Source organism: Vibrio sp. Vb1574, from assembly GCF_033338675.1.
In genome coordinates this window covers 20,044-34,692 of record NZ_JAWOTC010000019.1, presented here as the reverse complement: position 1 = coordinate 34,692, position 14,649 = coordinate 20,044, and the positions used below count along the sequence as shown (strand labels likewise).

Sequence of the window (14,649 nt, the reverse complement as noted above, 5' to 3'; positions counted from 1 at the left end):
ATTGGAGTATTATCGTGATTAATTTGAACAAAGATCAAAATCTTGCTTGGTGCCATGCCGCATTGATTCTTACAAAGAAAGTGTCGGCAGGTAGTGTCACATCCAACAAAAAATTGAGGGAAATGCTGACGAATATAGGGTCTTTAGAAGACATCTATAATCAGCACTTCGGGATGATTCCGATAGAGGAAAAAATCGAATCTCAATTGGATAAGGCATACAGCAAAATCGATTTTGATTTCAAAGTCATTACGATTAATGATCCCGAATATCCAGAGAAGTTGAAGTCTGTCGAGGGCGCAACACCAGTACTTTACTGCCGAGGTGATACGAGCCTATTGCATTTGGATAAAACCATTTCGTTTGTAGGCACTCGTGAACTATATAACCCAGAACATGTACGCCATGGTGATGCGGTAATAGCAAGAATGCTTAACGCTGGCTATCAGGCAATTGTCAGTGGTCTTGCTGCTGGCTCTGATACATTAGGGCACCAAGCGGCAATCAAGCATGGCGGTAGAACTATCGCCGTTCTAGGTACTCCTTTAGACCAATACTTTCCTAAAGATAATAAGGAACTCCAAGACGAAATTGCCAAGAATCATCTTTTGGTTTCTGAGTATCCGATAGGAATTCGCAGTTTTGGTTCTTTCTTTGCAAACCGTAATAGAACCACCGTAGGGCTATCGAGCGAAGGTGTTGTTGTTGCTCGTGCTGGTGACAGAAGTGGAACTCAATACGCAATAAGGCATTGCGTAGAACAAGGGAAACAACTGTATGCACTAGAAAACAACATCTATGAGCCTGAGTATCAATGGGTTCACAAATACAAAGATAATCTAAAAGTGATCAGGCAATAGGTTCATTGTTTTTGCAGAGGTCTGCACATGAAACTATTGATTTTTGATCTGGACTTTACACTGGTTAATACTACCACTTGCCAAGATTACTTAAAAACTCGAGCCGGAAGAGAAGCCATTGTAGAAAAGCTGGATTCTGGCGAAGTCGTCACTGAACTTTATTTCGCTGATACGGTTGAGTACGTCAATTCACTTGTTGAACGCTTCAATTCTGGTGAGTCTGATACTCTACCTATTGTCCTTTCTGATTCCCCTCAATCGTACTGTGAGAAAGTCCTAGAGAAGCAGGGCTTTAAGATTCAACCTGATTTCATTTACGGTAATGCGCACAAGCCTTGTACTGATTGGGAAACATTGATCGAAGAAGTCAAACGATATGAGTTGGTTGAAGAGAACGTTGTATCGGATTTCCTTGTTGTTGGCGATAGCCCACGAGATATTTTTTTTGGTCATGAAAGTGAAAGCCCTTCAGTATGGGCAAAATGGGGCTATAACGCTGATGATCATATGTTTCCTTTCCATACATGTAAGCCTACTAGAACAGCCAACACATTAGACGAACTAAAGGGTTATGTTGAGGAATTCATTGAAGGTGGAGAAGAGGTTTTTGATTATGAAAAGCCAAACTTTCAAGACGATTGGGATATTCAAACGATTGATCTTGAGAACTACCAAGTTCATGAAGTAAAAGCCATTGGTCACGCTCGTGAGTACGTACCGGAATTCCATGAGTTCGATAATCCTAACTATATCGCTAATTTCTTTGAAGTTAACTGGATGCTGAAGCCAGCAAAGGATGTTCCTGAAAGTGACTTGTGGAAGAAAGTTCCACAACGTTTCTATAAGCAAGGCGGAGGTTTTGCTGAAGCGAAGCATTTGATTCAGAAGGCTGGTGGCTACAAGTTTTTCTTTAAAAGTTGGCTGGAAGAACAGGGTGTCACAGGTAAAGTATTGTTAGTGCCAGTACCTAGCAGTGTTCCCGCAGAGTGCAATAAAACTCACACTGTGAAGTTAATCGCAACATGGTGGGAGCAATGGCTTAACAAAGAAAAAGATATCAAGTTTAAATTGATTCATGAAAATCTTCTGATTGAACGATTCCAACCGAAAATGCCTACCCATGCTCAGAAAGGTAAGCGCTGTATTGAAGACCAATTAAAGACTATGGGATTGTTTAGAGGCGTATTAGGACATTTACCTGATGATATCTCAGCGGTAGTGTTCTTGGATGATGTAACGACTTCTGGACAGAGTATTAATGCTATGGCAACGATCTTCAGAGAGTTGAAAGTAGTAGCTGAGCATATACCATTATATGGTTACGTCTGGTTCAAGACGCATCATCCAGAACCAGACTTCGATTTCGACAAGTTGATTGAACTTGCTGATAACGTAGCGGCAGACAATTAGTAACTGTAGTTGCATCTAAAGTGCTCCATTTGCTGTGAATTACAGTCACTAGGAGTGGCACAATGTTGATCAAAACATTCAATCTATAACAATGTAAGATATTGAATTTTAATAATATTCTTTATTGGCGTTAGACTGACGTGTATCGAGTGTGCGAATCTAAAAAAAGGAGGTCGATATGATCTCCTTTTTCATTTTTATCAGAGTTGCCTCTAACTCATAAATGTCCATAAGAGTGTTCTAGATGGGAAGCTTAGGTATAGAAGCAAAAAAAAACAATGGGAAGCGTAATTGCTCCCCATTGTCATTTTTACCACAGCTGGTGGTATTATTTTTCTGTGATGGCTTCACAGCCTTCAGGGACGGCGATGGTCGATACATTCTTGCCTTCCTGTTGCGCCGCTTTCACATCCATTTTGTATTGAGTGCATTTGCCCACACTGACGTTGACGGCTCCCGAATCTGCGGATGAATTACCGCCTAGTGTTCCACCAGCAAATGCGGAAGAGGTTGAGAAAACTAACGCTGAAGTGATAAGTAGAAATGACTTGTTCATAGTTAATCCTTACGAGTTGGTTGAGTGTGTTATTTGGGAATTGAAAGTTAAAAGGTGTAGACAAAGGTGCCAGCGCTGGAGGTGACTTCGATTTCTTTCACGTTGTCCACGGTGCAGTTGTTGCTGTATCCGGTGTAGGTTTGGCCGAACTTCAATGAAACGTTTCTTGATAGCTCGGAGGTTGTACCTGCGGGTAATCGGCAGTTTCCTCGGTTAATCACCACATTGCTTATTACGGTGTTGTCGGCGATAGCTTGTAGGTCAAAGACCAATGTTCCCCAATGCGAGTTAGTCGATATCGACACTTCAATGTCTGCCGTTGCTGCTTGGGTCTCTTCTTGGTCGCCACAGGCGGCAAGTCCAATAAACAGGATGGTCATAGCGGCGTATCGGAGTAGGGTGTTGGTTAATGTCATAACTGTGCTCTCCTTATCGGTGAGGGAAATTCAGGGTGTACTGATTCCATCGTGTTCACGCATGAACCGCTCAAGATTGAAATCAGTCGGATAGGTAAAAGAAAACGTCGATACACTGGCCTCATCAATCAAAGGCAAGGCTAGGGTGCGTATCGTGTGTTGACCGCATAATTGAAAGAGCAGCAAGAGCGCGTCACACTGAACCGAGAGTCCCAGTGGCTCAATGAGCGCCTTCTCTTGCTGCAATACTTGGCTAGATATCTTGAGCATACGGTTATGCAGTAATGCCGTGTGTACCGCATTCAACACGTGCCGTTGCTCGTCACTCCACTCGCGAATCGTGGGCAATGCCACATGCACTTTTCCCAACCATTCTTGCTCTTTTGAATGTGCTGAACCCTTGCGTGGTAAGGGTTTGTCTCTCTCCGAGGAGGACCCTTGTCCATAATTCAGTGCATCAGGAACTAGCGGTAGTAAGTACTTGTTGGTCAGTTGCCAATAGAGCATTTCCTGTCTGTTGAGCTTCAGTAATTGCTCTGAGGTTTTCCGATAAACATGGGGCATGCTCATCGAATCACACTCCACATTAAACACCTCCACAATGATGTCATCGAGGTAGCGTTTAATGCTGCGAGTGGTGCGGTGGATATCGAGTAGGGCTAACTGCTGCTGCAACTCCCTGACGGTGATCCATCGATGTTGAGGAATAAGCATCAGCGTGTGCAGCAAAGCGGATAACCCTTCAATGCTGGTTTTATTGCTCATGACTACGCTCTCAATACATCAAAGCTCCACACCGGAGTCGGACATTTAATGTCGGGAGAATAGATGTGGGTCAGACACATAATGTCCAACGGTTAAAATGCAATCAATTCGTTTCATAAAAGTGTGAATTAATTAACATTAACGAGGTTTATGCTTATCACTGAGCTCGGCAATGGCTGCCAATAATCCAATCAACAGCACCACCAGAAACCCTAACGTGGATAGGGCTCCGATGGCACCGAAGAACGGAGAAAGTGAGAACAACGTAATGAGGGCAGTGACAAGTTTGATGATTTGTAGAAGAAGGGAAGTCATGAGTTATTGCGGGGTGACGGCTATCTCGTTGTAGGAGTCCATATCGATATAAGCAAGAAAGTTATTCTCCCATAGCCGATACAGCTCTTTGGCATCACGGCTACCTTGCATCGGTAGCCAGCCACGATAGGCCACAAAGAACTGTCCAACCCGAAAATCAAAATCCAAGTTGCGCTCTAGCTCTGGGTAGTAGTTGCCCATATAAGCAAAGTCAGTGATGTACTCAATGCTCCATTCTCCTGTTGAAGTTTGGCAAATCGCAATCTCAACCGGATGGAAGCCGCCTTCTTCCGCGCTGTATGTTTTATCACGAAAGTTAAACACCAGATAACGGCTGGTGGTCAGTGCTTCATTAGTCAGTAAATAAGTGGTCAGTTGCTCACTTAACAGCTTATGCAGTTTCTTAGACACAGGTAATAATGATGCTGTGAAGTTTAATTTGGACATAGTGGGTCCTCCTTGTTTCAGGATTCAAATAAGAAATAACAGAGTGAGAATTATTGGAATGTGCCGACCATCGTCAGTTGAACGTCATCAAAGACGTTTCTGGAAAGGTGGCGAGCAAAGGCTTTCATCCATACCGAGAGCAGCTCTTGAACTTCTGGGTGGGATAAATCCGTGCTCCCCGCATCGGGTTGATAGCACCAGCAATTAGCTAGGTGAAAGTACAGCTCAGGCTCAACGGTTGTGCTGTTGTCATCGGGATAAGAGAAGCTGGCAAAGAACACTACCAGCCAAGGGCTTGAGGCTGACTCTCGTTTAAGCTGCACCTCAATCGGATGCAAACCTTGTCGATGTCGGTAGTAACTCATCTGACGGCAGTTGAGCACGAGTCGCTCTGCGTTATCTGGGAGAGTGTATCGATTCAGAAGTGCTTCTAGTGACGCATGTAAAGCATCATCAATGCACAGTTCTCCATAATGTAGCTCAATCATAACCACCCCCTTTCGGCAAACGAGGTGCAGGTATCGCCTGTCACGATATGGTCAAGTACGCGAACGTCCACCAGCGCTAAAGAGTCCTTGAGTCTTTCGGTTATGCGTCTATCGGCTTGAGACGGCGTTGAGTCACCGGATGGATGGTTATGGGCAAATATCACTGCTGCGGCATTGACTTCCAACACCGCTTTCACCACTTCTCGCGGGTAGACGCTGGCCGCATCGATTGTTCCATGAAACAGCTCTTTAAATTCAATTAGTCGGTTTTGGTTATCCAGTAGCAATAAGGCAAAGACTTCACGCTCATAGCTGCCTAGCTTACAGCGCACATACTCTTTGGTGGCATCCGGGTTGGTTAGCGCATCACCACGCACGTAGCGCGTAGCCAGTATCTCAGCCGCATGCTCCAGGATTTCATTTTCCTGATAGCGTTGCTGCTTTTGGTAATCGGGTGTTTTGGGGTTCATGTCAGGCTCCTGTCGGAATCAATGATGGGGTTTCACATTGATGACATATGCCTGAATATTTTTGGGTTGAGCTCTGGAGGGGGATAAGCTCAATTATGTGCATTATTTTTAACGTTAGAGTCCAATACCATGAGACCAAATTGGTTGTTTACACATGTTGAGGAAAAGATAAATCCTTTACTGAGTCGATGGGTGAGAGAAAATCCAATGCTTAAGTTTCAATACTGTGATTTGTGAGCTTGATTTCATACTTCCTTTGAACTCTATTGTTTTTATGTTCTAAAACTAATTAATGATAAGGCTTTAGGGATATGGCTCGAATCACAAAAATTCGCAAGGAAAAGCTATCAATTTATCTCGCACGAGATAGCCATAAACCGATATCAGAGCTCATTAGATTAGATAATGTGAAAAGGCCAATTCAGCTAGATTTACCAGATACAGAGTTGGCAGAGCTTTACATTAAAATCCAGCCGCCTAAAACCGTGCCTCCTTGGACAAAAATCTTTACTGATAGCAAGCAAGTTGAATCTCAAGAATTTGGTACATCTTCAAACGTCGGAGCCGTACTCGTGGTGAGAGTAGCTGGCTCAACTTTCGTTTTATCATTTGGTATGGGATTTCACCTAATTAAACAAGAGGCTATTGAACGAGATTTTGGGCTGAAGGTGACCTTGAACTCAGTTGATCCAGACAAGCTCAGAAGCCTAGACAAAGCAAGTTATGACCACAACCCTTTAAACTCTAGAACTCAGAGTACTAGAGATGTGGATATATTTAATCTTCACCTCGATTCAGAAAGCGAGATGCTGTACGCCATTACTGGAACTTCTCAAGTTGAGCTATTTGGTAGTCATGTAACCGGTCGTGATGCCTTGACCATTGCAGTCGAAACCGATTTAGCTAATCTTCCTAAAATACTGTTGGAGTCTGTGCAACGTTATAGAGCAAAACTACCGGCTAAGTTTAGTTGGGTTGAAGACATAAACAGAGTTCGAGATCTTGATGAGGTAGAAGTTCTCGATATGGAACTCGATAGTCACTTTGAGTTGGGGCAATACGATGGGTTTTGGCTAGGTGAACCTGAAGTGGTTGATTGGGAGTCTCAAATTGGTTACTCCTTCCATATGTCCCCAAGAGCGGTTCGCCATGTAGTGCTTTCTTTAAACGATTATCTTGTTTACTTGGAAGGCGCTGTACCAAGCGTTGAAGCAATGAAACATCATGTTGTTCACGTTAACAATAGTGAATATAAGTCTGTGAAGAGTTGGCCTGTATATCGTTGCTTATACGCAGAAATTAGCTACGGTTCAGACCAGTACATTTTGCGAAATGGAATTTGGTACAAGGTTAATCAAGATTTCGTTACTAGAGTTGATGATTACCTTGCGAGTTTGAATGTCCACCCTTACCAGTTCCCTGTTTATAATCATGATAGGGAGGAGGATTACAACCAGCATGTGGCTGCCAATGATTCTAGTTTCTGTCTTATGGACAAGAAAAATATCAAGATTGGAGGTATTTACGACAAATTAGAACATTGTGATCTTATTCGAAATGGTAACGAGTTTATTCATGTGAAATTGTATCGAAGCTCTAGCACATTGAGTCATCTTTTTTCTCAAGGTTTTGTTGCGGCGGAGGCGTTTATCAAAGACGAGTGGTATCGCGAAAGGTTGAATCCTAAACTACCAGCATCAATTAAGCTTCAAACTCCAAAAGATAGACCCGATCCAAGTAACTATCATGTGGTCTATGCCATTGCGACAACAAAAAATATTCCTGATGAACTTCCATTTTTTTCTAAAGTAACATTGAAAAATGCACTCAAAACGCTAGTCGCGCTCAACTATAAGATCTCGTTAGCCAAGATTGATGTAGATCCACTGCTATTAGTGAAGAAGAAATGCAGGCCGAAGTTGTAAAGAGCAACGACTTTATACTGGGTTCACATAATTGCATATCAATCGTTCGAATGATTGATAGCTACAATCTTCATCATTGTTCATTCCTCAATTTTCCCATATTCTCTCAATATTAATTTTTCAACAGAGCCGTCTTGAGCTAACACTCTGAAATGAATGATCAAATTTTAACCTTGAAAGAGGTGGCTGTTTACCTAAAGTTGGCTGAAAAAACAGCATATAGATTGGCAAGCGAAGGAAAGCTTCCTGGTTTCAAAGTTGGCGGTTCATGGCGTTTCAAACGTGAAGACCTTGAGGCTTGGATCGAAAGTCAAAAGCCCAAAAACTAACTAGTGTGATCTACAAATGCTGTGTCAGGTGATGTTTATTTTCCAGTGAATCAACTCATTGCAGACAGCACACAAATTAATATATTTCACCGCATGGCGGTGAGTCGAATTAAAAAATTTCAGGTACCACAATGAACTTACAAGACAAAGAACAAAGCGCCAAACTCTCCAGTGCTATTTGGCGTATGGCAGATGACCTATGGGGTGATTTCAAACACACCGACTTTGCACGCATCATACTGCCCTTTTTGCTACTGCGTCGTATTGAATGCGTGTTGGAACCCACCCGTGAGGAAGTGCGCAAGTTCTATCTGGCCGAGAAACAATCGGGCATTGACCTTGGTTTAGTGTTGCCAGAAGTCGCGGGATTCGCCTTTTACAACACCAGTGAATACAGCCTGGAAACCTTAGGCGCGTCAGATACAGGCGACAACCTAGAACACTACATCAGCCAGTTCAGCAAAAACGTTCGTACCATCTTTGATGAGTTCAAATTTGGTCAAACCATAGAAGATCTGGAAAAAGCCAAGCTGCTCTACCGCATGGTGAGCTACTTTGCCAATCTCGACCTACATCCTGATGTGGTGTCTGATCGCGTATTGTCAGATGCCTATGAAGAGCTGATTTTTAAGTTCGCCAGCTCGGTTAATGAAAAGGCGGGGGAATTTATGACCCCGCGCGATGCCGTGCGTCTTGCCACCAAACTGGTACTGGCGGCAGATGAAGATATCTTTAGTGAAAAGGGCGTGATCCGCACCATCTATGACCCCACCTGTGGTACGGGCGGCTTCCTTTCCGATGCTATCAGCCAAATTGAAGAGATGGGCAGCAGCGCCAAAGTGGTGCCTTTTGGTCAAGAGCTCGACCCCGCGACTCATGCCATGGCACTGACCAATATGATGATCCGTGGCTTTGATGCCAACAACATCAAACAAGGCAACACCCTATCAGATGATCAGTTACGTGCTGACAAGTTCCATTATGGCCTTGCCAACCCGCCATTTGGCATTAAGTGGGAAAAAGCCAAGAAAGAAGTAGAACGTGAGCACAAACAGCTCAAATACGCTGGTCGCTTTGGCCCTGGTCTACCAAGTATCTCTGATGGCTCCATGCTGTTCTTGTTGCACTTGGTATCAAAAATGGAAACGCCTGAAAATGGCGGTGGCCGCGTCGGCATCGTGCTCTCAGGCTCGCCACTGTTTAACGGTGACGCAGGCTCAGGCCCATCAGAAATCCGCCGCTGGCTGCTAGAACAAGACTTGGTAGAAGCGATTGTTGCTCTGCCAACCGATATGTTCTTCAACACCGGAATTGGCACCTACATCTGGATTTTGTCTAACCATAAAGAGCCAAGACGCAAGAATCAGGTACAACTGATTAACTTGGCAGACATTTGGTCACCAATGCAGCGAAGCCAAGGTAAAAAGCGCAGATACCTGAGTGAAGCTCAAATTGACGACATTGTACGCGCATACGATAGCTTTGAAACCAGTGACTACTGCAAGCTCTTTAGCACCACCGATTTTGCCTACCGCAAAGTCACCATCCAGCGCCCACTGCGCGCCAAACTCAATATCACTGAGGGTGGTATTGCTCAGTTGAAAGACTTAGCGGCGTTCCAAAAGCTCAAACCTGAACAACAAGCGGCGTGGGTACAACACCTCACCGAAAACCTTGGCCTTCAGCCTTTTGATTGGACACATTTGGCAGCGAAACAAAATCACAATAAAGGTGACTTTGGTAAGTGCTCGAAAGCACTGGCTACGGCCTTAACTTCGCACTTTATGTTGATAGATCCGCAATTCGAGCCTGCGCTGGATGAAAAAGGCCAAGTAATCGCCGACCCGAAACTCAAAGACACCGAAAGCATTCCCTTTGATCGTGATGTTGAGGATTACTTTGCGCAAGAAGTACTGCCACATGTGCCCGATGCCTTTATCGATCACTCGGTGCGGGATGAAAAAGACGGTGAAGTGGGCATTGTCGGTTATGAAATTAACTTTAACCGCTATTTCTACCAGTATGTGCCGCCACGCGAGCTGACTGTGATTGATACAGAGCTAAAGGCATGTGAAGCACGCATTCAAGCACTGCTGAATGAGGTAGCTGAGTGATGAAACCTTACCCTAGATACAATCAGAGTTCAGCTAGATGGTATTCATCCTTCCCAGAAAACTGGTCTGAGGTAAAAGCCAAACGACTATTTTCGAATGAACGGGAAAGAGCATCTTCGGAAGATGAACAATTAGCTGCCAGCCAAAAGTATGGCGTTATTCCGCAAGCCTTGATGATGGCCCAGAACAATGCAAAGGTCATGTTAGCGTTGAAAGGGACAGATAACTTCAAGCAGGTAAAAGAAAATGACTTCGTTATAAGCCTACGAAGCTTTGAAGGTGGAATTGAGCATAGCAAATACAATGGATGTATTTCTCCAGCCTATACCGTGTTGAGATTGCAGCACGAATCCTCATATCCAAACTACTTTAGATATGCTCTGAAGTGTTCTCCATTTATTCAAGCCTTAAACTCAACATCAGAAGGCATTCGTGATGGAAAAACAATTACTTATGATGAGTTTGGGGAGTTACTTGTAGTTCTACCAAGTCAGGCGGAACAAAAAACCATTGCGACATTCCTTGATCGCGAAACCCAGCGCATCGACAGTCTGATCGAAGAAAAACAGAACTTTATCAAGCTGCTCAAAGAAAAACGCCAAGCGCTGATCAGCCATGTTGTGACGAAAGGGCTTAACTCGAATGTGGAGATGCAGGATTCTGGCATCGAGTGGATTGGGCAAGTGCCGAAGCATTGGGTTTGCCCTAGCTATAGATATGTATGTGAAATTTACAGAGGGAAGTTCACACATAGGCCTAGAAATGACCCAGCGATGTTTGATGGTATACACCCATTTATTCAAACTGGGGACGTTGCTCGTGCAAAAAATACTATATCGTCATATAGCCAAACTCTGAGTGATGCTGGAACAGAAGTTAGCCAATTGATCCCCAAAGGGACATTAATGATGGTAATTACAGGAGCTAAAATTGGCTCCACAGCCGTTTTGGGCTTTGATTCATATGCGCCAGATAGTGTCGTAGGTTTTAAGGCTAAACCAACCGTTGAACTGAGCTATTTGAAATACTCATTGATGGCAGCTTTGCCAGCATTAGAACAAACATCAATTCAGAGCACTCAGCCAAACTTAAACATCGATCGAATTGGCTCTTTGAAAACACCATTACCACCATTAGATGAGCAAGTTTCGATTGTTAACTATATAGAAAATCAGTTGAGTAATTTTGAAACTGTCCTTAGCGCGGTTGAAGATTCTATCAAGTTGCTACTTGAGAGACGCACATCGCTGATCAGCGCAGCAGTAACAGGGAAAATCGACGTCAGGGAGGCGGTGTAATGGCAGCACATCATGAAGTGCATTTTGAACAATATATTACCGAGCAGTTGGTGAACAACGGCTGGAAAGAAGGCCACTCCAGCCATTATGACCAGCAACGCGCTATTTACCCGCAAGATGTTATGGATTGGGTAAAGGCCACCCAAGCTGATGCCTGGCACAAACTGAATAAACTGCATGGTGCGAATGCCGAGCAGGTGCTAATGGAGCGCTTAGAAAAAGCACTTGCCAGTAAAACAGGTGGCACCATTAATGTGTTGCGCAAAGGGTTTACCATTGCAGGGTGCGGCACCATTGCCATGGGCCAACGCAAACCCGAAGATACGCGCAATGAAGAGCGTATTGCCCGTTATGATCACAACATTTTGCGCGTGGTGCGCCAACTGAAATATTGCCCGACTCGCGAGTGGGAAATTGACCTGGTGTTCTTTATCAACGGCCTGCCTATTGCCACCGCCGAGCTAAAAACCGATTTCACTCAATCGATAGAATCAGCGATAGCGCAGTACAAGCAAGACCGCTTACCCGTTGACCCAAAAACCAAGCGCAAAGAGCCGCTGTTAACCTTTAAACGTGGCGCAGTGGTGCATTTTGCCATGTCTGACACAGAAATAGCCATGGCGACCAAACTGGCGGGAGAAAACACCTATTTTCTGCCCTTTAACAAAGGCCATGACGGTTCTACCTCTGATTTACCCGTGCATATCAACTTACTGGGTGAAGATGGTGAGTATCCGGTCAGCTATTTCTGGCAAGAGATCGCCCAAAAAGATAACTGGTTGCGTATCTTCTACAGCTTCGTGTATGTCGAAACCAAAGAAGTCGCCGATAGCAATGGCAAGGTTCAGCGTAAAGAGACGCAGATTTTCCCCCGTTACCATCAGCTTGATGCGGTAAACAAGATGATTGACGATGCCCGCCAGAACGGTGCTGGTATGCAGTATCTTTGCGAGCACAGCGCTGGCTCAGGCAAAACATCGACCATTGCCTGGACAGCCCATGATTTGATTCGCTTGCGTAGCACCGATGGTAAAGCGGTCTTTAAGTCAGTGATCATTGTTACGGACCGAACAGCTTTAGATGCATCACTTGCCGAAGCAGTTGTGCAACTCGATCATCAGTACGGTGTTATAGAAACGATAGACCGCAGTAATAGCAGCGATTCAAAATCAAAACAGTTGGCTGCCGCTCTGTTGAAAGGCACTCCGATCATTGTGGTGACGATTCAAACCTTCCCGTATGCGTTAGAGGCGATTCTGACCAATCAATCTTTGGCACAAAGTAACTTTGCGGTGATCATTGATGAAGCGCACACCTCGCAAACTGGCTCAACAGCCAAAGGCCTGCGCGCAGCGCTTACGCTAAACCTGAGCCCTCAAGAGTTGGAGCAAATGAGCATTGAGGAAATTCTCACTAAGGTTCAAGAAGCGCGTGCCATGCCAAAGAACGTTTCGCACTTTGCTTTCACTGCCACACCAAAGCACAGCACAAAAATGTTGTTTGGTCGCCCGAAAGACCCTCGCCAGCAGGTGTCAGATGACAATCTTCCGGAATCGTTTCACATTTACACCCAACGTCAGGCCATTGATGAAGGCTTTATTCTCGATGTGCTGGAGAATTACACCCACTACGATACGGCTTACAAAATTGGTGAGAACAATCTGGATGAGAAGCGCGTAGATAGCAAACAAGCCCGTCGCGCTTTGGCTCGCTGGATGTCACTGCATCCAACCACAGTCAGCCAAAAAGTCGAATTCATCATTGAGCACTTCAAGGCCAATATCGCTCACCTTCTGGAAGGTGAAGCCAAAGCCATGGTGGTCACATCTGGCAGGCCGCAAGCGGTGAAGTACAAGCTTGCCTTTGATAAGTACATCAAAAAGCATGGTATCGAAGGGATTCAAGCCTTGGTCGCCTTCTCAGGCAAAGTACCCGGCAAAGATTTGGGTGATGAAGACAGCCTAGACCCTCTAGGGATTGATTTCGACAAAGAATACACCGAGTACAACTTAAACTCCGACACGTATGGGAGTGATTTGCGCCACGAGTTTGAGAAAGCCGAATATCGCGTCATGTTAGTTGCCAACAAGTTCCAAACGGGCTTTAACCAACCAAAACTGGTTGCAATGTACTTAGATAAGAAGATCTCAGATGTAGAAGCGGTGCAAACACTGTCGCGCCTAAACCGCACCTACCCAGGCAAAGACACCACTTACGTGATTGATTTTGCCAATGAGCCGCAAACCATTCTCAATGCCTTCAAAAAGTACGACAACGGCGCGCAGCTTAACGAAGTGCAAGATGTGAATGTCATTTATGACATCAAAGAGATTCTGGATGATCAAAGCATATATAACCATCAAGATTTAGCGTTGTTTAAGCAAGCGCGTGGTAAATCGATTCTCGGGCAAGCACCCGACAAAAAATCTCACGCACACAAGAAACTGCTTGCCGCCACGCAACGTCCTACCGATGTGTTCAACGTTAAGCTGAAGGAGTTGGTTGATGCTGCAAACCATTGGGATCAGCAATACAACAAAGCGCACCTTGCGGGTGATGAGAAAGCGGCGAACTACGCAGAATCGCAACGCAGCGAGTTCACCAAGCAGCGCGAAGCACTGATGCGTTTTAAGTCGGATTTGGCTCGATTTGTGAAGCACTACAGTTACATGGCTCAATTGATTGAGTTTGGTGATCCAGAACTGGAAAACTTTGCCGCGTTTGCCCATTTGCTATCACGTCGATTGAAAGGAGTAACACCAGAAAACATCGACCTTAGTGCTCTGGTGTTAGAGAAATTCAAAATCAAGCATGACAAAGAGCCGCTTCCAATAGCAGTGAATCAGGTACTTGAACCTATCCGCCCAAACTACAACGACCCAACCGATCGTGAACAGGAATTTCTTGCCGATATCATTCGCCGCCTAAACGAACTGTTTGGTGATGTCGGCGATGAGCCAGGCCGCCGAAACTTTGCCAACGGCACCATTACGCGTGTCGCCCAAAACCCAATTGTGGTTGAGCAGGTAGAAAAGCACGACAAGTCGATTGCCCTCAAAGGCGACTTGCCACAAGCGGTGAAGCAAGCCGTTGTGCAGGCTCTGCTGAAAGAAGGCGATATAGCCCGAACGCTACTCAAAGACCCACAAGTTATGGCAAGTTATGTTGAGTTGATTTTTGACATGATGAAGCAAAATAGCAGCATGAATGAATAGAGAACGCTTGGCTAACTTAGGGCTCTATACGTTAAACGTTA

Annotated in this window: 14 protein-coding genes; 7 read left to right on the top strand and 7 right to left on the bottom strand. The window is 44.7% G+C overall.

The genetic code is table 11. From position 1 onward, the window contains the following. Nucleotides 1-14: 14 nt before the first annotated feature. Together R7O12_RS13545 and R7O12_RS13540 are read left to right on the top strand one after the other, a co-directional pair. Nucleotides 15-860: a DNA-processing protein DprA gene (locus R7O12_RS13545; protein ID WP_318125972.1), complete on the top strand. Its 846-nt coding sequence runs from the start codon at nucleotides 15-17 to the stop codon at nucleotides 858-860. A 27-nt stretch (nucleotides 861-887) separates the two neighbouring features. Then, nucleotides 888-2,270 carry a hypothetical protein gene (locus R7O12_RS13540; RefSeq protein WP_318125971.1) on the top strand — a complete coding sequence of 461 codons (1,383 nt, stop codon included), beginning with the start codon at nucleotides 888-890 and terminating at the stop codon, nucleotides 2,268-2,270. A 328-nt stretch (nucleotides 2,271-2,598) separates the two neighbouring features. Here R7O12_RS13540 and R7O12_RS13535 read toward each other — a convergent pair whose 3' ends face one another. The 7 genes from R7O12_RS13535 to radC form a co-directional block, all read right to left on the bottom strand. Beyond that, nucleotides 2,599-2,826: a hypothetical protein gene (locus R7O12_RS13535; RefSeq protein WP_318125969.1), complete on the bottom strand. Its 228-nt coding sequence runs from the start codon at nucleotides 2,824-2,826 to the stop codon at nucleotides 2,599-2,601. A 47-nt stretch (nucleotides 2,827-2,873) separates the two neighbouring features. After that, nucleotides 2,874-3,242: a hypothetical protein gene (locus R7O12_RS13530; RefSeq protein WP_318125968.1), complete on the bottom strand. Its 369-nt coding sequence runs from the start codon at nucleotides 3,240-3,242 to the stop codon at nucleotides 2,874-2,876. Between the two features lie 30 nt (nucleotides 3,243-3,272). Then, nucleotides 3,273-4,007 carry a WYL domain-containing protein gene (locus R7O12_RS13525; RefSeq protein ID WP_318125967.1) on the bottom strand — a complete coding sequence of 245 codons (735 nt, stop codon included), beginning with the start codon at nucleotides 4,005-4,007 and terminating at the stop codon, nucleotides 3,273-3,275. A gap of 138 nt (nucleotides 4,008-4,145) precedes the next feature. Continuing rightward, a complete protein-coding gene (locus tag R7O12_RS13520) occupies nucleotides 4,146-4,322 on the bottom strand; it encodes a hypothetical protein (RefSeq protein ID WP_017044431.1) in 177 nt (58 codons plus the stop codon). 3 nt (nucleotides 4,323-4,325) lie between these two features. After that, entirely contained in the window at nucleotides 4,326-4,769 is a 444-nt protein-coding gene (locus R7O12_RS13515; protein ID WP_318125962.1) for a DUF2787 domain-containing protein, read from the bottom strand. Nucleotides 4,770-4,819: 50 nt separating this feature from the next. Continuing rightward, entirely contained in the window at nucleotides 4,820-5,257 is a 438-nt protein-coding gene (locus tag R7O12_RS13510; protein WP_318125960.1) for a DUF2787 domain-containing protein, read from the bottom strand. Next, on the bottom strand, nucleotides 5,254-5,727 hold the full coding sequence (gene radC, locus R7O12_RS13505) for a RadC family protein (RefSeq protein ID WP_318125959.1): 474 nt from the start codon (nucleotides 5,725-5,727) through the stop codon (nucleotides 5,254-5,256). Before radC ends, R7O12_RS13510 begins: the two co-directional genes overlap by 4 nt. Nucleotides 5,728-6,038: 311 nt before the next feature. Between radC and R7O12_RS13500 the strand changes: the two genes are divergently transcribed. The 5 genes from R7O12_RS13500 to R7O12_RS13480 all read left to right on the top strand — a co-directional run bounded on the left by R7O12_RS13500 (nucleotide 6,039) and on the right by R7O12_RS13480 (nucleotide 14,608). Next, nucleotides 6,039-7,652 carry a TIGR04141 family sporadically distributed protein gene (locus R7O12_RS13500; protein ID WP_318125956.1) on the top strand — a complete coding sequence of 538 codons (1,614 nt, stop codon included), beginning with the start codon at nucleotides 6,039-6,041 and terminating at the stop codon, nucleotides 7,650-7,652. A gap of 152 nt (nucleotides 7,653-7,804) precedes the next feature. Next, entirely contained in the window at nucleotides 7,805-7,981 is a 177-nt protein-coding gene (gene mads1, locus R7O12_RS13495; RefSeq protein ID WP_318125955.1) for a methylation-associated defense system helix-turn-helix domain-containing protein MAD1, read from the top strand. Between the two features lie 131 nt (nucleotides 7,982-8,112). Then, complete coding sequence (locus R7O12_RS13490; protein WP_318125949.1) at nucleotides 8,113-10,095, top strand: class I SAM-dependent DNA methyltransferase; 1,983 nt, start codon at nucleotides 8,113-8,115, stop codon at nucleotides 10,093-10,095. Then, nucleotides 10,095-11,393, top strand: coding sequence for a restriction endonuclease subunit S (locus tag R7O12_RS13485; protein WP_318126009.1), 1,299 nt, complete (start codon nucleotides 10,095-10,097; stop codon nucleotides 11,391-11,393). The genes R7O12_RS13490 and R7O12_RS13485 overlap by 1 nt, the downstream gene beginning before the upstream one ends. Then, a complete protein-coding gene (locus tag R7O12_RS13480) occupies nucleotides 11,393-14,608 on the top strand; it encodes a type I restriction endonuclease subunit R (protein WP_318125947.1) in 3,216 nt (1,071 codons plus the stop codon). Before R7O12_RS13485 ends, R7O12_RS13480 begins: the two co-directional genes overlap by 1 nt. The last annotated feature ends 41 nt before the right edge of the window (nucleotides 14,609-14,649 follow it).

Coding starts and splice junctions, on each gene's coding strand:
- R7O12_RS13540 (WP_318125971.1), top strand. CDS start 888: ATGAAACTATTGATTTTTGATCTGGACTTTACACTGGTTAATACTACC.
- R7O12_RS13535 (WP_318125969.1), bottom strand. CDS start 2,826: ATGAACAAGTCATTTCTACTTATCACTTCAGCGTTAGTTTTCTCAACC.
- R7O12_RS13530 (WP_318125968.1), bottom strand. CDS start 3,242: ATGACATTAACCAACACCCTACTCCGATACGCCGCTATGACCATCCTG.
- R7O12_RS13525 (WP_318125967.1), bottom strand. CDS start 4,007: ATGAGCAATAAAACCAGCATTGAAGGGTTATCCGCTTTGCTGCACACG.
- R7O12_RS13520 (WP_017044431.1), bottom strand. CDS start 4,322: ATGACTTCCCTTCTTCTACAAATCATCAAACTTGTCACTGCCCTCATT.
- R7O12_RS13515 (WP_318125962.1), bottom strand. CDS start 4,769: ATGTCCAAATTAAACTTCACAGCATCATTATTACCTGTGTCTAAGAAA.
- R7O12_RS13510 (WP_318125960.1), bottom strand. CDS start 5,257: ATGATTGAGCTACATTATGGAGAACTGTGCATTGATGATGCTTTACAT.
- radC (WP_318125959.1), bottom strand. CDS start 5,727: ATGAACCCCAAAACACCCGATTACCAAAAGCAGCAACGCTATCAGGAA.
- R7O12_RS13500 (WP_318125956.1), top strand. CDS start 6,039: ATGGCTCGAATCACAAAAATTCGCAAGGAAAAGCTATCAATTTATCTC.
- mads1 (WP_318125955.1), top strand. CDS start 7,805: ATGAATGATCAAATTTTAACCTTGAAAGAGGTGGCTGTTTACCTAAAG.
- R7O12_RS13490 (WP_318125949.1), top strand. CDS start 8,113: ATGAACTTACAAGACAAAGAACAAAGCGCCAAACTCTCCAGTGCTATT.
- R7O12_RS13485 (WP_318126009.1), top strand. CDS start 10,095: ATGAAACCTTACCCTAGATACAATCAGAGTTCAGCTAGATGGTATTCA.
- R7O12_RS13480 (WP_318125947.1), top strand. CDS start 11,393: ATGGCAGCACATCATGAAGTGCATTTTGAACAATATATTACCGAGCAG.